Below are 18,000 nucleotides of genomic sequence, written 5' to 3' on the forward strand. Positions count from 1 at the left end.
ATCTGCGCCATGATTTCCGTCACAGCATACTTCATCAAATCACATCAAAACACATCAGAAAACTGAGTTGGCCCGCCGGTGGTTTGCGACCTATCGTACGGCTTCAAGACGCACCGCCATGCCGGTGCGCGACCGGAAAGGAGACACGGCAATGGCAGCAGTGGGTGAGTCGGCGGCGCGTCGGCTGGAGGGGCGCGTGGCGCTGGTATTCGGCGCGGGGTCGATCGGCGATGGTTGGGGCAACGGCAAGGCCGCCGCGGTGGCGTATGCGCGTCATGGCGCCAAGGTGGTGGCCGTCGATCTGCAACAGGAGGCTGCCGACATCACCCGCGCAGTCATCGCCGGCGAAGGCAACGACGCCGTGGCGTGCGCCGCCGACGTCACCCGCTGGGACCACGTGCAGCGCGCTGTCGCGGCAGCCATCGAAGCCTATGGCCGCGTCGATGTCCTGCACAACAACGTGGGCATCACGTCGCAAGGCGGCCCCGTCGAGACCACCGAAGAGGTGTGGGATCGCGTGATGACGGTCAACGTCAAGAGCATGTTCCTGACGTGCAAGGCCGTGCTGCCGATCATGGAGACGCAGGGCGGCGGGGCGATCGTCAATATCGGTGCGCTGGGCGGTGTGCGCTGGACCGGTTACGCCTACTGTGCCTACGCGGCGTCGAAGGGGGCGGTCAATTCGCTCACGCAAAGCGTGGCGCTGCAATACGCGTCCAGGGGGATTCGCGCGAACTGCATCCTGCCGGGCGTGATGGATACGCCGCACATCTATCGTCAGATTTCCGGTTTCTATAACAGCGCGCAGGAAATGATCGAGGCGCGCAACCGCCTTTCCCCGACCGGCCGCATGGGGGACGGCTGGGACGTGGCGAATGCGGCCGTGTTCCTCGCCTCGGACGAGGCGCGCTACATCAACGGCGTGGAACTGCTCGTCGATGGCGGTATGCATGTGCGCTGCAACTGACGCGCACGCCTGCGCTTGACCGACGGCGGGAGCATCGTGCGTTTCGCGCCGCCAACACTACAAAATCAGGAGACATGCGGATGACCAGCTCAACTTCTCGAGGCCGACGCAACGTACTGCGCGCACTCGGCGCCCTTCCTGCGCTCGGCGTCGCCGGCGTCACGGGTTTCGCGGCCACGTCGTCGCGCATGGCGTGCGCCGCCGCGCCACAGTACGTGTTCAAGTACGGCAACAACCTGCCGGTCAGCCATCCGCTGAATGTGCGCGCCCAGGAAGTGGCCGCGCGCATCGCCTCGGAGAGCAAGGGACGCATGGAACTGCGGATCTTCCCGAACAACCAGCTCGGCGGCGACACGGACATGCTCGCGCAAGTGCGCAACGGCGGCATCGACATCTTCAACGCCGGCACGATGGTGATCGCCACGCTCGCGCCCATCAGCGCCATTACTGCGGTCGGCTTCGCCTTCTCGAGCTACGACCAGGTCTGGCACGCCGTGGACGGCAAGCTCGGCGACAGCATTCGCGAGGCCTTCGCGAAGACGGGGCTCCATACGTTCGAGAAGATGTGGGACAACGGCTTCCGGCAGATCACGAGCGGCAACAAGCCGATCGCCTCGGCATCCGATCTCACCGGCATGAAGATCCGCGTGCCGGTCAGTCCCATGGGCATCTCGCTGTTCAAGTCGTTGCAGGCCTCGCCTACCAGCCTGCAATTCAGCGAAGTCTATTCCGCGCTGCAGACGCGCGTGGTCGACGCGCAGGAAAACCCGCTCGCCATCGTCCAGACCGCGAAGCTCTACGAAGTGCAGAAGTTCTGCTCGATCACGAATCACAGCTGGGACGGGTATCACCTCGTCGTGAACGGCCGCGCGTGGCGCGCACTGCCGGACGATCTGAAAGTCATCGTCGCACGCGCGTTCAACGAAGCGGCGATTCAGCAGCGCGAGGACGTCTACAAGCTCAACACAGGCCTGCAGAGCGAGCTTGCGAGCAAGGGACTGGCGTTCAATACGGCGTCGCCGCAGAGCTTCCGCGCTCAGTTGCAGAAATCGGGCTACTACGCCGAGTGGCAGAAGAAGTTCGGCGCCCAGGCGTGGTCCCTGCTCGAAGCCACGGCCGGCAAGGTGGCCTGACATGACGCCGCGCCCGGCCCCTTCCCCCCATGGCCTGTCCGCCGTGGACACGCCGGCAGCCGGCGGCTCGACCGGCACGCCCGTGCACGGCTGGCGCGCCGTCGTCGGCTCGCTCGACTACGCCGTCGGCTGGCTCACGGAGATCCCGGCGGCATTGCTCGTGCTCGCCGACATCGTCGTCATGCTCTCGGGCGTGATCGCTCGCTACGTGTTCCACGCGCCTCTGGTCTGGGGAGACGAACTGGCCGGCATCCTGTTTCTCTGGATGTCGATGCTCGGCGCCGTGGTGGCGTTGCGGCGCGGCGAGCACATGCGCATGACGGCGCTCGTCGGCAAGGCGTCGCCGTCCACGCGCGCGTTCCTGGATGTGCTCGCGATCGCCGCCGCGCTGGCTTTTCTGCTGCTGATCGCGCATCCGGCGGTGGAGTACGCGTCGGAGGAATCGTTCGTCATCACGCCCGCCATGGAGATCAGCAACGCCTGGCGCGCGGCCGCGTTGCCCGTGGGCGTGGGCCTGATGGTGATCGTGAGCGTGCTGCGACTGCTGCTCACCGCGTCGGCGACGCGTGTGCTGCAGGCGGTGGCGGTGGTGGCGCTGGTGTGCGTCGGCTTCTGGCTGCTGGGGCCGGTGCTCGAGCCGCTCGGACGCTGGAATCTCGTCATCTTCTTCGCCGGCGTGGTCGGGGCGTGTGTCTTCGCAGGTGTGCCCATCGCGTTCTCGTTCGCGCTGGCCACCTTCGGCTTTCTTGCGTTGACGACGACCACACCCACGGTCGTGCTGGTCGGGCGGATGGACGAGGGCATGTCGCACCTCATTCTGCTGGCCGTGCCGCTCTTCGTTTTCCTCGGCCTGCTCATCGAGATGACGGGCATGGCGCGCGCGATGGTGCAATTCCTCGCCAGCATGCTCGGCCATGTGCGTGGCGGACTGAGCTACGTGCTCATCGGCGGCATGTACCTCGTCTCGGGCATTTCCGGCTCCAAGGCCGCCGACATGGCCGCCATCGCGCCGGTGCTCTTTCCGGAGATGAAGCGGCGCGGCGCCGACCAGGGCGATCTCGTGGCGCTTTTGTCCACGACGGGTGCGCAGACGGAGACTATTCCACCGTCCATCGTGCTCATCACCATCGGCTCGGTCACCGGCGTTTCGATCGCGGCGCTCTTCACCGGCGGCCTGCTGCCGGGCGTGGTGCTCGGTATCGCGCTGTGCTGCGTGGTGTGGTGGCGGTACCGCCATGAAGACCTGTCGGGCGTGAGGAAAGCGAGGAAGCGGGAAGTGCTGCGCGCCTTCGTGTATGCGTTGCCGGCGGTGGCGCTGCCTTTCGTGATTCGTGCGGCGGTCGTCGAGGGTATTGCGACCGCCACGGAGGTCTCGACCATCGGCATCGCGTATTCGGCGCTCGCGGGCCTGCTGATCTACCGCAAGTTCGAGGTGCGACGCCTGCTGCCGATGCTCATCGAGACGGCGGCGCTCTCGGGCGCCATCATTTTCATCATCGGCGCGGCCACGGGCATGGCCTGGGGCCTCACGCAATCGGGCTTCGCGCAGGATCTCGCGGCCGCCATGGAGCGGGTGCCGGGCGGCGGGGCGGGCTTCATTGTCGTTTCGATGCTCGCGTTCATCGTGCTGGGCAGCGTGCTCGAAGGCATTCCGGCCATCGTGCTGTTCGGCCCGCTGATGTTCCCGATCGCCCGCGCGCTCGGCGTTCACGAAGTGCATTACGCGATGGTCGTGGTGCTGTCGATGGGCCTGGGCCTGTTCGCACCGCCGTTCGGCGTGGGGTATTACGCGGCGTGCGCCATCGGCAAGGTCGATCCGGCCCAGGGCATGCGCGCGATCTGGGGCTATCTCGTGGCGCTCGTGATCGGCTTGATCTGCGTGGCCGCGATTCCGTGGATCTCCATCGGTTTCCTTCAATGAACGGCTTTACCGGCCGCCTGTGCACGGATGCGCCCGCGGCGTGTGGCGCCGCACGTCCCGCGAGAACGAAACAAACGCCAAACAGACGCCAAACAGGCTAAAACAGACGAAAACAGAGACGACCCATGAGCAGATTCTTCGGCGAAATTCGCCAGGTGGCATACCTCGTGCCCGACATCGAGGCGGCAATGACCTATTGGTCGGACGTGCTCGGCGTGGGGCCGTGGTACTACAACCCCAAGGTGCCCATTCGCAACTACACCTATCGTGGGCAGCGCTTCGAGCCGCATAACGCCGTCGCATTGGCCAATGCCGGCGGCTTGCAGATCGAACTGCTGCAGATCCGCAACGACGTGCCGTCGATGTATCGCGACTTCCTCGGCGCCGGACGCAGCGGCGCGCAGCACGTGGCGTACTGGACCGAGAATTTCGACGAAGATCTGGCGCGTGCGCGCGCAGCCGGATTCGAGGTCTGCATGAGCGGCGAGGTCGGCGAGAACGGACGCTTCGTCTATTTCGAAGACCGCGCGGCCGACCCGGGCTGCCATCCGGGCACCACGATCGAGCTCTCCGAGGTCGCCGGCCCGAAGGGCAGGCTCTTTCGCATGATTCGCGAGGCCGCCGCCGCATGGGACGGCGCCGATCCCGTGCGCGCCTTCCCCGACCTGTCCAAACTATGAGCGCGATCCTTTCGGCGACCTATCTGATCGAGACGCCGCTCGATCCGCGCAAGGTCGCGGAAGTCATGGCCGGCGAACAGTCCTGCGGCACGTTCGCGCGCGTGGCCGGCGAGACCGAGGCATTGCGCGAGCGCGCCCGCGCCGTCGTCGAGGCGGTGGATATCGTGGGCGAGGCCGCGCGGCCCGCGCTGCCGAATGCCCATCTGGCGCGCAAGGGCACGGTGCATGGGCCATGGCGTCGCGCGCGGGTGCGCATTGCCTTCCCTTCGGATAACGTCGGCGCCAACCTGCCGACGCTGGCTGCCACGCTCGCCGGCAATCTCTACGACCTCGGCGAAGTGACCGGCATGCGGCTCGAATGCATCGCGCTGCCTGCCGCGTATCGCAGCCAGTTCGAATTCCCGCGCTACGGCATTGCCGGCACACGCCGGGCGACGGGAGTATCGCAAGGCGCGCTGGTCGGCACGATCCTCAAGCCGAACGTCGGCATGAGTGCGAGCGAGACGGCCGCGCTGGTCGCGCGCCTTTGCGCGGCGGGCGTGGATTTCATCAAGGACGACGAAGTGTGCGCGGATCCGGTACATGCGCCGCTTGCGCAACGCGTGCCTGCCGTGATGGCCGCCGTGCGCGAGCATCGGGAACGCACGGGCAAGCAGGTGATGGTGGCATTCAATATCACCGACGAGACCGACGCCATGCACCGGCACGCCGACCTCGTCGAGCGTGAAGGCGGCAACTGCGTGATGGTGAGCGTTAACTGGTGCGGCTTCTCCGCCGTGCAGACGCTGCGCCGGCACACGGGTCTGGCGATCCACGCGCATCGCAACGGCTTCGGTGCGATGTCGCGCGCCCCGCTGCTCGGCATCGGCTTTCAGGCGTATCAAACGCTCTGGCGGCTCGCAGGCGTCGACCACATGCATGTGCACGGGCTGCAGGGCAAATTCGCGCAGTCGGACGACGAGGTCATCGAGTCGGCGCACGACTGCTACACGCCGCTCGCCCACGATGCCACGTCGGGCCCGGCCGCAGAGGACTGGGTGATGCCGGCCTTTTCGTCGGGACAGTGGGCGGGCACCGTCCCCGCAACGTGGCAAGCCATCGGCCGCGACGATCTGCTGTTCATGGCGGGCGGCGGCATTCTGGCGCACCCGCAAGGTCCCGCCGCCGGCGTGCAAAGCCTGCGCGACGCGTGGCAGGCGGTGCGGGGCGGACGTTCGCTCGACGACGCCTCGCGCGACGCGCCCGCGCTCGCCTCCGCGCTGCGGTTCTTCGGCGATTGACCGGTGCATGGCCATGCCCATCGACATGCAGGTTGACATCATGCATCGACCGCCGCTGCTGTACTACGGCGACGACTTTACCGGCGCGACGGACACCCTCGCCACGGCGGCCCGCGGCGGGTTGCGCAGTGTGCTGCTGTTTGCGCCGCCGGACGCGGCGCGTCTGAGTGCGCTCGGCACGCTCGACTGTCTGGGTATCGCCGGCGTATCGCGTTCGCTCGCGCCGGCGCAGATGCGCGACGAGCTCGCGCCGATCGCCGAGCTGGCGCGCCGGCTACGCCCGCGAGTGCTTCACTATAAGGTCTGTTCGACCTTCGACAGCGCGCCGGAGGTCGGCAGCATCGGGGCGGCGGTGCGCACGCTGGCGCCCTCGATGCCGAGCGCGTGGACGGCCATCGTGGGCGGACAGCCCAGCCTCGGACGCTACTGTCTCTTCGGCCATTTGTTCGCCGCCGCGGGGGCCGGTGGCAAGGTGTTTCGCATCGACCGTCATCCGACGATGAGCCGCCATCCGGTCACACCGATGCACGAAGCGGATCTGCGACGGCACCTGGCAGCACAGGGACTGCAGGATATCGATCTGATGCCATGGACGCGCTATGCCCCGGACGCCAAGGCATCCCTCGGTGCCAACCTCGATGCGTTGTTGAACGCAGGGGCGTCCAATGTGCTCTGGGATGTGGCGACCACGGAGGATCTTGCACAGATCGGCGAGCAGCTATGGCGGCATGCGCAAAGTGCACCACTGCTGGCCGTCGGTGCGAGCAGCGTGACGCAGGCACTGGCGAGCGCGATGCCGCGGCACTGCGAGGCGACCACCGACGATGTGGCCCCTGCGCGCGGGGCGGTGCTGGTGCTCGCCGGCAGCCTTTCACCAATCACCGCGATGCAGGTGCGCGCGGCGAAATCGTTCGACGTTGTCCGTCTCGACGCGGCACGTTTGATCGAGGCGGACGGTCGGTATTGCGCCGAAGCCGCGGCAACCCTCGCCGCGCGACTTCGTGCCGACCGGCACACGCTGGCGTGTACGGTGCCAGTAGACGACACCTCGTCCGAAACGTCGCCCAGGGCGGTACCCCCACTGGCACTGGCGCAGGCGGGCGGACGTCTGCTCCGGCAGGTACTGGCGGCTGCCCCCGTCTCGCGCTTGGCGATCGCAGGCGGCGACACGTCGAGCCACGGGGTCCGCGCGCTCGACGCCTGGGGCCTCACCTATGCCGGCACGCTTGCCGCCGGCGCCCCGCTGTGTCGCTTGCGCAGCGACTCGCCGGCGCTCGATGGCATGGAGATTCTGCTCAAGGGCGGTCAGATGGGCGGGGAGGATCTGTTTGAACGGCTGGTGCAAGGAACGTAGATGATGCACCAACTGCTGCATGTCACCTAGTACAGACTCCCCCTGTAAGTTGGTCACTATTTGAAACATGCGTGTCGGCTTCACTGATAGTCTGCCCAAACGAATTGGCAGACTACTGAGCCGTGCCACTTGAGTTTTGCGTGGAGGTCTGTACGGCGAGAGAATTGCCGAGTTGACGAATCTGAAAGCTCATACATCGCATCCAATGAAGTTCTCAATATCCACGCTCGTCTCTCGGACCATCCGTCCATGCGACAACCTTGAAGCCATGGTTCAGCCCAGGTTGACGGACGGACGCGAAGACAAGGTATCCGAAAAAACGCTGGTAAAAGTAGTTTCTTGTGCCCGAAGGAGCCCCGCGTCCGAGACTCGCGCAGCACTCAGTCCCCTGGGCCAGAGCGATGCTCCCCTTGCAATCCAAATGCCCTCGAGAATCGTTGGAGAGCGCCGTTGGGTAGACTCTTTGGTCGGTTGTACGCAACCCAAAGCGTCGATGCCATGGCGTTCCAACGTCGCCAGCACCGGGGCTGCTCCGCCGAAAGGGGGAGTGGGGATCGCCAAGACAGGAGAAAAAAGCTACCCGTATTTTTCCGCCAAACGTGACACTTCAATCAACTGGAATGGTTCGGCTACCATGCGAGATCCTAAGTCTACGCCTATTGAGTGTCGCCATTTTGCTCTAGTCTGGGCCGAGAATTTCGAGAGTAGGGGCGGACGCACCGAGTACAAGGACTTTGAAAGTCCAGAGGCAATTCGTCGGAACATTCCGCCGCTAGTTGAGGATCGTTTCGAGACGCGACTCTTGGGGGCGCACTGCTATTTGGCTGAAAATGACGGATGGGGAGAAGTGCTTGCCAGGAACATTCGTGAAATGGTCGGCAGTGATCAAAAGCGCCGTAGCCTCCTTGTTCTGACAACCGACCATGCAATGGCGGTAGGTATCAAGTTTAAGCACGAAGGCGAGCAACGATATTGTGTTCTCCAGTTTTACGACCCTAACAAGACCGTTACACATCTGCGCGCAAAAATACCATTCGAGACAATCGACCGGGAGGGCCTCGGCAAGATTATGGCACTGAGCGCTCAGGACTTTCTGTCTCCTTCCAAGATGGAGGAGTACCGCCTCGGTCACAATGGTCCAGCATTGTTCGCGGGCGAGCCTGCGGCTAATCCCGCCGATCGACTGCGCCTTAAGCCAGAGGGAGTCCTATCTGCTTCTGCGCTGAATATCCTCTTTCGCGTAAACCTGGCCAATGAACTACGCGCGGCTGTCACTCAGATTCTTGCGTCAGGTTTGTCTTCGGATCAGTGCTTCGAGCAGCTCCGGGCAGCGAGACATGACGGTACTAGCGGACTTTACTCGGCGCTCCAAAACGGATATGTCGATGCTGTGCGCGAATACGTGAAGGTGGTATTGGATTCAAGTTTATTGTCGGCAGAGCAGAAGTTCAAACTGATGGTTGGCGACGAACCCGATGGGGAGCTCGGTCTACAGTGGGCGTTCGAGAACGGCCATGCGGAGACAATTCGTACGTATGCCAAGCTTGTCTTGGCTTCTGGTTTATCCCCTGAGCAGAAGGTCGAACTGATGGCGGCCCGTAGACCCGATGGCTGGCCGGGAGTGGTGGGGGCGTTCGATCATGGGCGTGCCGATGCCATACGCGCGTACGCGGAGGAGATTTCGGCATCGGACCTATCCGTTGAGTGTCAGTACGCGCTACTCGCGGCAAAAGACCCAGACGGAGAGTCTGCTGCCATTCAAGCATTTTTTCGCGGTCATGCTGACGCGGTGCGGGCATATGTTGAATCGGTTTTGGCTTCCAAACTATCCGAACAGCAACAATTCGAGCTTCTGATGGCGAAGGATTCCACAGGGGTATCAGGCGCGCATCTGGCGCTCAAGGAAGGTCGTGCGGATGTCGTGAGCGCGTTTACGGAGGTGATTTCGGCCTCGCATTTGCCTGAGCAATACCGTTCGAGATTGCTTGAAGGGCTGGCGCCTCAGAAGCGTGGCACCTGGTTGCGTGCCTTGCGAAATCGTCTCGATCAAGTTCAAGTGGGCAACTGGAATTTCTCTACCAAGCCCAAGCGCTGAACAAAAGTGGCCTGCCGTGTCCGTCAAGTCCCTGCTTGGGACTGGAGGCGGCGCCGGGCGGTTGCTCCGCCGGCACCTGCGCCGAAGGACCGGAGGAGTCAAAGCGCAAAGCCCGCGAGGCGCTTTGCAAAGGCGGCCGCCCCGCCGAGGGCAGGATGAGGGTCCCAACCACGATGGAGGCCCATCATGATCTCTGTACAAGGCATGCCGGACAATGCAGCAGGCACGGCGTTCGACGCGGTGCGCGATCCCGTCCGCCCGCCCGGGGCGCTGGTGCCGAACAACGACACGTTCCGGAATCGCATCGTCGACGCCGTGTTCATCGAACAATGGCGCGCCGCCGTGAAAGCCGGCGACGCGTCCGCGCAATGGGCACGCTTCGTCGACGATCTGCACGGCACCGTTTTCAGAGGCGCCCGAAAGCAACAGGTGCTGGACGCGCTTGCCGCAAGCGTCGACCTGTTGCCGGTGGACTGCCAGGTCGATGCCATTGCGCGTCTGCTCGAAGGCGGCGTCGAAGGCGAAGCCGCGGTCCGGGAGTTTGTCGATGTGCGGGTGCTTGGGCCACTGCCGCGATCAGGGCTGTGCCGTCTCTACGAACTCTTCCGCAAGCACGACATCGACGTCTGAGGACGCCACGCCCACCGTTCCGGCACGATCGGCGACGAATGGCCTGCCGTAAAGTGTGGCGACGGTGCGGGATGTGCCGCAAGTTCAGGCTTGCGGCACGTCCGGCTTCTTGTCTTCCCGCGACGTCTGCGCCACCGGGCCCGGCAGGCCGGTAATCTTCGGCACGCACTCGCGATGGAACCACACGAGATTCACCGGCTCGCCCGCGAGCATGCGCTTGACCGGCGGCACCACCTGTTCGCCGATCAGCATGCCGAGCAGGCCGATGAGCGCGACGGCCGGCGGCGCCGGCGAACGCACGCCGAGCCCGCCATAGATGATGCCGACGAGAATGCCGACACCGAGAGAAACGAGATAGAGCTTCATGAAGGTCTCCGCGATGCGCGCGAAACGAGGTCATACCAGGCGACGGCGATGAAGCCGCCCACGAGCCCCAGATGCTCGAAAAATCCGTTGGCCATCATGACTCGCTCACCGGGCGGCGCGGCCCAGAACCGGTTCGCCATGAAGGAGGCGGCCAGCGTGAAAGCCGCCAGTGCCAGTGCGCCGAGCCATCGCCAGCGCCCCGTGAGAATCAGCAGCGACGCACCCAGCTCCAGCACGATGACCGCCGTCGCGAACGGCGCCGCAGGCGCGAGGCCGAAGTGCCGCATCTCGGCGGTTGCCGCCGCAAAGTCCAGCGCCTTGTCGATGCCGCCCTGCAAATACGCGCTGCACAGCAACAGCAGCGCCAACCAATACACCCAGCCCGGCAGCGCAAGGCCCTCGCGGGCCGCGCGGGACGGCGGCAAGACCGTAGCCATGACACACCCCCTGCGACGCAATCGCTCTCAACAACGCTAAAAAGTGCTCAAAACGCCCAGCACGAACAGCCGAGCGCCCCCCAGAAACCGCTTTCGTCCGACGCCGGAACGCCTGCCGACCACGCCTTCGCATGCGCATGGCCATGCACGCCGCACGACGTCGCGCAGGCGCAGCTCACGCTGACGTTAAGGACCTGCGGCTGGCGCGGCTTGTAACCGACGCCATGGCGCGCTGGCGACCAGTCCGGCATCGCTGGCGGTATCTCGGGCGCGTACTTGCCGAAGTCGCCGTCGCCGTAGACGACCTTGCCGCCAAGCAGGGTGAGCACCGACGTGATGTCCTGGATCTCGTCTTCCGGCACGCTGAAATAGTCGTCCGAGAGCACCGCGAGATCGGCGAGCTGTCCGACCTTGATCTGTCCCTTCTTGCCGACCTCCGACGAGAACCACGTATTCGCTTCGGTCCACAGTCGCAGCGCGTCGTCGCGATCGAGCAGGTTGCCCGGCGCATACATGCGCAGCCCGCCCACGGTCTTGCCGGTCACCAGCCAATAGAGCGACACCCACGGGTTGTACGAGGCGACGCGCGTCGCATCCGTGCCCGCGCCGACCTTCACGCCGCGCTCGAGCATGCGGCGAATCGGCGGCGTCGCTTCGGCCGCACGCGTTCCGTAGCGCTCGACGAAGTACTCGCCCTGGTACGCCATGCGGTGCTGAACCGCAATGCCGCCGCCCAGCGCCGCGATGCGGTCGATGTTGCGATCGCTGATCGTCTCGGCGTGATCGAAGAACCAGTGCAGGCCCTCGAATGGCACGTCCTTCGCGACCTTCTCGTACACGTCGAGCGCGCGCGAGATGGTTTCGTCATAGGTGGCATGCAGACGCCACGGCCAGAGGTTCTCCGCGAGCAGTCGCACGACCGGTTCGAGATCGCCCTCCATCGATGGCGGCATTTCGGGACGCTCGACGCGGAAGTCCTCGAAATCCGCCGCCGTGTACACCAGCATTTCGCCCGCGCCGTTGTGACGATAGAGATCGTCGCCCTGGCCGGGGCTGACCTGCTTGACCCACTGGCTGAAGTCGGCGAGTTCGGCCTTGGGTTTCTGGGTGAATAGGTTGTACGCGAGCCGCACCGTGAGCTGGCCCTCGCGGTGCAGCGCCTCGATGATGTCGTAGTCCTCGGGGTAGTTCTGAAAGCCGCCACCCGCGTCGATCACGCCCGTGACGCCCAGCCGGTTGACCTCGCGCATGAAGTGGCGCGTGGAGTTCTTCTGATACTCCGGGGGCAGCTTCGGCCCTTTGGCGAGCGTGGCGTAGAGAATGGTCGCATTCGGCTTGGCGAGCAGCAGCCCGGTCGGATTGCCGGCGCCGTCGCGCACGATCTCGCCGCCCGGCGGGTTCGGCGTGTCCTTGCCGTAACCCACGGCGCGCAACGCCGCACCGTTGAGGATGGCGCGGTCGTACAGATGCAGAATGAATACCGGCGTATCGGGCGCCACCGCGTTCAGTTCGTCGATGGTCGGCAGGCGCTTCTCGGCGAACTGATGTTCGGTGAAACCGCCCACCACGCGAACCCACTGCGGCGCCGGCGTGCGTGCGACCTGGTCCTTCAACATGCGCATGGCGTCGGCGAGCGAGCGAACGCCGTCCCAACGCAGTTCCATGTTGTAGTTCAGGCCGCCCCGGATGATGTGCATGTGACTGTCGATCAGTCCGGGGATCACGCGCCGGCCCTGCAGGTCGATGACCTGCGTCCGGTTGTCGGCCAGACGCATCACGTCGTCGCGCGTGCCTACGGCGGAGAACTTCCCGTCGGTGAGTGCGACTGCGTCCGCCTGCGGATTGGCGCGGTCGAGCGTGGCGAACTTGCCGTTGACCAGAATGAGATCGGGCGTGGGGGCGGTCATGAGGAACCTCCTGTCAGCGGGCCGGGACGGCAGGCAGCGCTTCGTGCGGCGTGGCCGTGCGCTGCGTCGCCTTGTGAACCATGGTGTAAGCGTAATCCACGCCCATGCCATACGCGCCCGAGTGTTCCTTGACGAGCTTCATCACGGCGTCATACGTGTCGCGATGCGCCCAGTCGCGCTGCCATTCGAGCAACACCTGCTGCCAGGTGACGGGGACCACGCCCGCCTGGATCATGCGCTGCATGGCGTAGTCGTGCGCTTCCTTCGAGGTGCCGCCCGAGGCGTCGGCCACCATGTAGATCTCGTAGCCGCCCTCGAGCATGGCGCACAGGGCGAAGGTGGTGTTGCAGACTTCCGTCCACAGGCCCGAGACGATCACCTTCTTGCGGCCATTGGCGGCCAGCGCGTCGCGGACTTTCTGGTCGTCCCACGAGTTCATCGACGTGCGCTCGAGCAGCTTCTGGTCGGGGAAGACGTCGAGCAGCTCGGGATACGTGAAACCCGAAAACGATTCGGTTTCCACCGTCGTGATCGTCGTCGGGATATTGAAAATGCGTGCGGCCTTGGCGAGCCCCACGGTATTGTTCTTGAGCACCTGCCGATCGATCGACTGCACGCCGAATGCCATCTGCGGTTGATGGTCGATAAAGATGAGCTGGCTGTTCTGGGGGGTGAGGACTTCAAGCTTGGGCTGGGACATGAGAGGCTCCGGATGAGGATCTGATACAGGTCGCAGGGGCACCGCAGCGACCATCTAGAAGCGTAGGCGGTTCAATCTCCGGCGGCCATCGTCTCTTCGTATTACCTCCCGCAAACCCTTGCCTGGCGGGGGCTGGCACGAAATTGCCGGGAGAAATGCGGCGCACGTTCGTGCTTTTTTGTCATATCGAACGCCACACGGCTGACGTATACTCGGCTCACCGATCACCTTACCGCCAACCTGCATGAACGGGCTTCCGGACAGCGACACCGCGACGGTCTACGTCGTCGACAGCGACCCCGCCGACAACGACGCCCTTTGCCGGCAAATCCGGGGGGCGGGATGGCGCGCGCTTGGCTTCGCCTGCGGCGCCGACTTTCTCGCCGGCGAACGTGCGCCCGGTCCGGCCTGCCTCGTCCTGGACGCCGATTCGGGTACGCCCGACGCCGGCTTGGCGCTGCAGGAGACCCTGGCGGTGCGCCGGGACCCCATTCCCGTGGTTTTCATCTCCGATCGACCCGACGTGCAAACGAGCGTGCGCGGCATGAAAGCCGGCGCGGTGGATTTCCTGGCCCGGCCGTTCGAGACCGGTGTTCTGCTCGCGGCCGTCGGGGCGGCGCTCGCCTGCGACCGTCAGCGGATCGCGCGCGAAAAGGCGAACACCAGCGTTGCCGATCGCGCCCAGCGGCTCTCGCAGCGCGAGCGCGAAGTCATGGCGCTCGTCGCGGCGGGGCGCATGAACAAGCACATTGCCGACGAACTCGGCATCAGCGAAGTCACCGTCAAGATCCACCGCGGCAACGCCATGCGCAAGATGGAAGCGCGCTCGTTCGCCGATCTGGTCATCATGGCACACAAGCTCGGCATGACGTCACCGGCGCTCTATCACGGCGGCATCGGCCGTAACAAGCGCGAAGTGGCGTGAATCGTCCCGCGCCTGCCTCCCACCTCCTTTTTTCGAATTTTCGAAGCACGACATCGGATTGACACAAACCTGTCAGCACCGGATGGCATAGTGCGCGGATGTCGATAGCAATCGCCGCCGCGAGCGGTGTTGGAGGAAAAGTGAAAACGATGTGTCGAGAACTCCTGAAGATCGGAGTGGGGGTGTGCGTCATGTTGAGCATGGGCGTGGCGTTCGCGCAGGACGAGGTCGTCGCCCGCGCGGGTGATGTGTCGGTGACGTCGACGGAGGCTGCCGGCCTCTTCCAGTCGCTCAGTCCCGAGAGCCGCGCGCGTCTGAGCGCCGACAGCGCCACGCGCGATCAGCTCGTACGTTCGCTGCTCGCACGCAAGGCGGCGCTCGCGCAAGCCGAGTCGAAGGGCTGGGACAAGCAACCGCAGGTACAGGCCGCCATCGAGCAGGCGAAGCAGGACATCGTGCTGCAATCGTTCCTCACGTCGATGAGCGTGCCGCCGGCCGATTTCCCGTCGGAGGCCGACGTGCTTGCCGTCTACGAGCGCAACCGCCCGGCGTTCATGCAGCCGCGCGCGCTGCATCTGGCGCAGATCTACATCGCCGTGCCGCAGGACGCCGGCGAGAAGGTCGTGGAGGCCGCCCGCAAGCGCGCTGCCGATCTGGCGAAGCAGGCGCAGGCCAGGCCGGCAAGCTTTGAAACGCTGGCGAGGAAGTCCTCGGACGACAAGGCGAGCGCCGAGCGCGGCGGCGACGTGGGTTTCGTTCCGGAACCGATGGTGCAGCCGCAAGTGTTGTCGGCCGCCGCGTCGCTCAAGCCGGGCGAGGTCGCCGGGCCGGTGCGCACCGCCACGGGCTTTCACGTGATTCGGTTGATCGAGGTCCGCGACGCGGCCGCGCGCCCGCTCGAGCAGGTCGCCCCGCAGATTCGCGCCTCGCTGCGCGAGCAACGCGCCCGCCAGATCGCACAGGCGTATCTGGATCAGCTCATCGCCTCGGGTACCGTTTCCATCGACGAGAAGGCGCTGTCGTCGATGCTGACGAAGACGCAATAAGCCGCTCGAGTCGCTCAAGTCGCTCAAGTCGATCAGGCAGCCCAAGCCGCTTCGACTCCCGCGCGTTGGCAGGTCGCCGCCCGGTCGGTGCGGCGACCGCCTCGTGCATTGCGCGGTGCGCGGGACGTTGCCGACGGCGCTGCGTGGCCGTCGGGTAATCCGGCAGTCAGGCAGTCCGCGGATCAGCGTCCCGGAATGAGAGGCGCCGGCGGTGGCGTCGCGGGACGCTGCGGCGTGGCCGAATTCCCGAAGTTGTTTCCCATTCGCTGAGACGTCGCGCTCCAGTTGAACTGGCCGCCGATCTGGTTGCTCGGTCGGTTCGCGATGTCCTCGGATTCCAGGCCCGGTGCGCGTCCGCCCGCGAGTGGGGCGGATGCCGGCTGCAGCTGATTCGTCAGACAGTCGTACGACGGCGAGCGCTGGCCGTTCACTTCGACGTCGACACATCCGGCCCGCGACGCGTTCGCACGCGCGCCGCCGACTTGCGGTGCGGCGTCGGCCGCCATGGCCGCGTGGGCGAACGTGCCGAGCACCAGCGCGATGGCGCCGGCGAGCGCGGCGTGTCTTGCGCTTCCGTATCCCCGATCTCCCCGCGTGCTGTGTATTTGCATGGCAAGTCTCCCCGTCGAAAGTATCAGGTCGTCCATCAGGACTCCGATCAGACAAGCATACGTCAGTCCGCGCGTTTTTCGAGAAAGATGAATTTCTCGTGACAAACGTCAGTCCTGCCCGGGCTGCCACGTCTAGGTATCCGTATTCGTGAGAAATGTCGACACGGATTGCGTGCGGCGCGGCGATGCCACCAGTTGACGGGCACTTCGCTGGCCACCGGGGGCACTGCATCGGGCAGGGCCGCGTCGACCTAACAAGTCAGAGTCTTCTATATGCGTTTGATGAAAACGAACCGGCCGTGGCTGCGCTGGGCGGCAGTGTGCGCCGTCACGTTGGGGGGAACCGTTCACGGCGTGGCGATGGCCGAGGAGGCCAGGACGGACGCCCCCGCGAAGCCTGCAGCGGTGGACTCGCCGGCCGGCGGCGCGGCGAGCGAGGCGGCGGGCAAGCGGGTGAACATCAACGAGTACGTCGTGCGCGGCAATACCGTGCTCGACGTTCGGACCATCGAAAAGGCCGTCACGCCGTATCTCGGCCCGGACCGCACGCTCGCCGACATCGAAGCGGCACGCGACGCGCTGCTCGCCGCCTACCAGGCGAAGGGCTACCAGTCGGTGTACGTCGATCTGCCGGAGCAGCAGGTCACCGGCGGGATCGTCTATCTGAAAGTGAGCGAGACCAAGCTGGGTCGTCTGCGTGTGGTCGGCTCGGAATACCACTCGCCGCGTGAAGTGCGCGAACGCGTGCCGTCGCTGGCCGAAGGCAAGGTGCCCGACTTCAATGCCGCGCAGGCCGAACTCACCGCCCTCAACCGCACCGGCGACCAGCAGGTGGTGCCGCTCGTGAAGCAGGGCGCCGTGCCGGGCACGATGGACGTCGATCTCAAGGTCGAGGACACGAACCCGTGGCGGGCGAGCCTGAGCGTGAACAACGATCGCAGCGCGGACACGAAGCCGCTGCGCATGCTCGCCTCGCTGGGCTACGACAACCTGTGGCAACTCGGCCACCGCGTGTCGATGAGCTTCTTCGGCGCGCCGCAGGACTTCAAGCAGAGCAAGGTGTGGTCGGGGTCGTACGTGGCGCCGCTCGGCTCGTCGCCGTGGACGCTCGAACTCAACGGCTATCAGTCGGACAGCAACGTGGCGACGACCGGCGGCACCACGGTGCTCGGCAAGGGCCACGCGATCGGCTTCAAGACCACTTACACCGTGCCCGACACGGGCAACTGGTACCACGCCTTCAGCCTCGGCGTGGACTTCAAGGACAACACGGAAACCACGCGCTTCGGTACCGCCGGCGACGTGGTGCCGCTCAAGTACGCGCCGGTCACGCTCGGCTACTCCGGCTTCTATCAAAGCGAGCAGTGGCAGCTTGGCCTGAACACGTCGATCGTGACGGGCACGTCGAGCCTGTTCGGCTATGGCAGCAGCCCCGCGCAGTTCGACGCCAAGCGCTACAAGGCGTCGCCGAGCTTCACGCTGCTGCGTGCCGACGCCAACGGCGCCTACACCTTCAGTGGCGGCTGGCAGCTCGCCGCGCGCATCGCCACGCAGATGACCGACTCGCCGCTCGTCTCGAACGAACAGCTCGCCGGCGGCGGCATGAATTCGGTGCGCGGCTACCTCTCGGCCGAAGCGACCGGCGACTACGGCGTGGTCGGCTCGGTCGAGTGGCGCACGCCGCCAATCCCGCTGCTCGGCCCCGTGGTCTCCAACTGGCGCGCCTATGCGTTCTTCGACGGCGCACGCCTGGGGCTGCGCGACGCGTTACCCGAACAGACTTCCCGTTTCTCGCTCGCGTCGGTTGGCGTGGGCACGTCGCTGCGTCTGACGTCGCACGTGACGGGACGCTTCGATGCGGCCTATCCGCTCACGAACGGTCCGCGCACCGAGCGCTACAAACCGCGCCTGAATTTCAGCGTGACGGCGACCTACTGAGCGGCAAGAC

At 65.3% G+C, this 18,000-nt stretch carries 16 protein-coding genes; 11 read left to right on the top strand and 5 right to left on the bottom strand.

All coding sequences use genetic code 11. The features are described 5' to 3' along the window. The first annotated feature begins 151 nt into the window (after nt 1-151). The 8 genes from RO07_RS05435 (at nt 152) to RO07_RS05470 (ending at nt 10,060) form a co-directional block, all read left to right on the top strand. Nucleotides 152-967, top strand: coding sequence for an SDR family NAD(P)-dependent oxidoreductase (locus RO07_RS05435; protein WP_039408737.1), 816 nt, complete (start codon nt 152-154; stop codon nt 965-967). 80 nt (nt 968-1,047) lie between these two features. Next, entirely contained in the window at nt 1,048-2,100 is a 1,053-nt protein-coding gene (locus RO07_RS05440) for a TRAP transporter substrate-binding protein (RefSeq protein WP_039408739.1), read from the top strand. Nucleotide 2,101: 1 nt separating this feature from the next. Beyond that, complete coding sequence (locus RO07_RS05445) at nt 2,102-4,021, top strand: TRAP transporter large permease (RefSeq protein WP_084072454.1); 1,920 nt, start codon at nt 2,102-2,104, stop codon at nt 4,019-4,021. A 125-nt stretch (nt 4,022-4,146) separates the two neighbouring features. Beyond that, on the top strand, nt 4,147-4,701 hold the full coding sequence (locus RO07_RS05450) for a VOC family protein (RefSeq protein ID WP_039408742.1): 555 nt from the start codon (nt 4,147-4,149) through the stop codon (nt 4,699-4,701). After that, the gene (locus RO07_RS05455) at nt 4,698-5,981 is read left to right on the top strand and encodes a ribulose-bisphosphate carboxylase large subunit family protein (protein ID WP_039408745.1); all 1,284 of its coding nucleotides are present in this window, start codon (nt 4,698-4,700) and stop codon (nt 5,979-5,981) included. The genes RO07_RS05450 and RO07_RS05455 overlap by 4 nt, the downstream gene beginning before the upstream one ends. 7 nt (nt 5,982-5,988) lie before the next feature. Then, nucleotides 5,989-7,335: a four-carbon acid sugar kinase family protein gene (locus tag RO07_RS05460; RefSeq protein ID WP_237171379.1), complete on the top strand. Its 1,347-nt coding sequence runs from the start codon at nt 5,989-5,991 to the stop codon at nt 7,333-7,335. Nucleotides 7,336-7,828: 493 nt separating this feature from the next. Further along, entirely contained in the window at nt 7,829-9,430 is a 1,602-nt protein-coding gene (locus RO07_RS05465) for a ShET2/EspL2 family type III secretion system effector toxin (RefSeq protein WP_167369428.1), read from the top strand. A 186-nt stretch (nt 9,431-9,616) separates the two neighbouring features. Further along, nucleotides 9,617-10,060 carry a hypothetical protein gene (locus tag RO07_RS05470; protein WP_115088903.1) on the top strand — a complete coding sequence of 148 codons (444 nt, stop codon included), beginning with the start codon at nt 9,617-9,619 and terminating at the stop codon, nt 10,058-10,060. Between the two features lie 84 nt (nt 10,061-10,144). On the opposite strand, the gene RO07_RS05475 is transcribed toward RO07_RS05470, so the two are convergent. From RO07_RS05475 to RO07_RS05490, 4 genes are read right to left on the bottom strand one after another with little or no spacing between them, the layout of a single operon-like run. Beyond that, nucleotides 10,145-10,426, bottom strand: a complete 282-nt coding sequence (locus tag RO07_RS05475; RefSeq protein WP_039408755.1) for a XapX domain-containing protein — start codon at nt 10,424-10,426, stop codon at nt 10,145-10,147. Continuing rightward, nucleotides 10,423-10,863, bottom strand: a complete 441-nt coding sequence (locus RO07_RS05480) for a DoxX family protein (RefSeq protein WP_039408758.1) — start codon at nt 10,861-10,863, stop codon at nt 10,423-10,425. The genes RO07_RS05475 and RO07_RS05480 overlap by 4 nt, the downstream gene beginning before the upstream one ends. A 47-nt stretch (nt 10,864-10,910) precedes the next feature. After that, on the bottom strand, nt 10,911-12,770 hold the full coding sequence (locus RO07_RS05485; protein WP_039408761.1) for an amidohydrolase: 1,860 nt from the start codon (nt 12,768-12,770) through the stop codon (nt 10,911-10,913). A gap of 13 nt (nt 12,771-12,783) precedes the next feature. Next, on the bottom strand, nt 12,784-13,470 hold the full coding sequence (locus RO07_RS05490; RefSeq protein WP_039408764.1) for a hydrolase: 687 nt from the start codon (nt 13,468-13,470) through the stop codon (nt 12,784-12,786). A gap of 244 nt (nt 13,471-13,714) precedes the next feature. Here RO07_RS05490 and RO07_RS05495 point away from each other — a divergent pair, with 244 nt between their 5' ends. Further along, entirely contained in the window at nt 13,715-14,395 is a 681-nt protein-coding gene (locus RO07_RS05495; protein ID WP_052267041.1) for a response regulator transcription factor, read from the top strand. Between the two features lie 149 nt (nt 14,396-14,544). Next, nucleotides 14,545-15,441, top strand: a complete 897-nt coding sequence (locus RO07_RS05500; protein ID WP_039408767.1) for a peptidylprolyl isomerase — start codon at nt 14,545-14,547, stop codon at nt 15,439-15,441. 182 nt (nt 15,442-15,623) lie between these two features. Here RO07_RS05500 and RO07_RS05505 read toward each other — a convergent pair whose 3' ends face one another. Further along, on the bottom strand, nt 15,624-16,052 hold the full coding sequence (locus tag RO07_RS05505) for a hypothetical protein (protein ID WP_072636967.1): 429 nt from the start codon (nt 16,050-16,052) through the stop codon (nt 15,624-15,626). 273 nt (nt 16,053-16,325) lie between these two features. Between RO07_RS05505 and RO07_RS05510 the strand changes: the two genes are divergently transcribed. Next, nucleotides 16,326-17,990, top strand: a complete 1,665-nt coding sequence (locus RO07_RS05510; protein ID WP_237171380.1) for a ShlB/FhaC/HecB family hemolysin secretion/activation protein — start codon at nt 16,326-16,328, stop codon at nt 17,988-17,990. Nucleotides 17,991-18,000: the final 10 nt, after the last annotated feature.

It is taken from the genome of Pandoraea pulmonicola, from assembly GCF_000815105.2.
Classification (GTDB): Bacteria; Pseudomonadota; Gammaproteobacteria; order Burkholderiales; family Burkholderiaceae; genus Pandoraea; species Pandoraea pulmonicola.

Excerpts from the sequence above, each read along its gene's own strand:
- RO07_RS05435 (WP_039408737.1), top strand. The coding sequence starts at position 152 with ATGGCAGCAGTGGGTGAGTCGGCGGCGCGTCGGCTGGAGGGGCGCGTG.
- RO07_RS05440 (WP_039408739.1), top strand. The coding sequence starts at position 1,048 with ATGACCAGCTCAACTTCTCGAGGCCGACGCAACGTACTGCGCGCACTC.
- RO07_RS05445 (WP_084072454.1), top strand. The coding sequence starts at position 2,102 with ATGACGCCGCGCCCGGCCCCTTCCCCCCATGGCCTGTCCGCCGTGGAC.
- RO07_RS05450 (WP_039408742.1), top strand. The coding sequence starts at position 4,147 with ATGAGCAGATTCTTCGGCGAAATTCGCCAGGTGGCATACCTCGTGCCC.
- RO07_RS05455 (WP_039408745.1), top strand. The coding sequence starts at position 4,698 with ATGAGCGCGATCCTTTCGGCGACCTATCTGATCGAGACGCCGCTCGAT.
- RO07_RS05460 (WP_237171379.1), top strand. The coding sequence starts at position 5,989 with ATGGCCATGCCCATCGACATGCAGGTTGACATCATGCATCGACCGCCG.
- RO07_RS05465 (WP_167369428.1), top strand. The coding sequence starts at position 7,829 with ATGCCATGGCGTTCCAACGTCGCCAGCACCGGGGCTGCTCCGCCGAAA.
- RO07_RS05470 (WP_115088903.1), top strand. The coding sequence starts at position 9,617 with ATGATCTCTGTACAAGGCATGCCGGACAATGCAGCAGGCACGGCGTTC.
- RO07_RS05475 (WP_039408755.1), bottom strand. The coding sequence starts at position 10,426 with ATGAAGCTCTATCTCGTTTCTCTCGGTGTCGGCATTCTCGTCGGCATC.
- RO07_RS05480 (WP_039408758.1), bottom strand. The coding sequence starts at position 10,863 with ATGGCTACGGTCTTGCCGCCGTCCCGCGCGGCCCGCGAGGGCCTTGCG.
- RO07_RS05485 (WP_039408761.1), bottom strand. The coding sequence starts at position 12,770 with ATGACCGCCCCCACGCCCGATCTCATTCTGGTCAACGGCAAGTTCGCC.
- RO07_RS05490 (WP_039408764.1), bottom strand. The coding sequence starts at position 13,470 with ATGTCCCAGCCCAAGCTTGAAGTCCTCACCCCCCAGAACAGCCAGCTC.
- RO07_RS05495 (WP_052267041.1), top strand. The coding sequence starts at position 13,715 with ATGAACGGGCTTCCGGACAGCGACACCGCGACGGTCTACGTCGTCGAC.
- RO07_RS05500 (WP_039408767.1), top strand. The coding sequence starts at position 14,545 with ATGTGTCGAGAACTCCTGAAGATCGGAGTGGGGGTGTGCGTCATGTTG.
- RO07_RS05505 (WP_072636967.1), bottom strand. The coding sequence starts at position 16,052 with ATGCAAATACACAGCACGCGGGGAGATCGGGGATACGGAAGCGCAAGA.
- RO07_RS05510 (WP_237171380.1), top strand. The coding sequence starts at position 16,326 with ATGCGTTTGATGAAAACGAACCGGCCGTGGCTGCGCTGGGCGGCAGTG.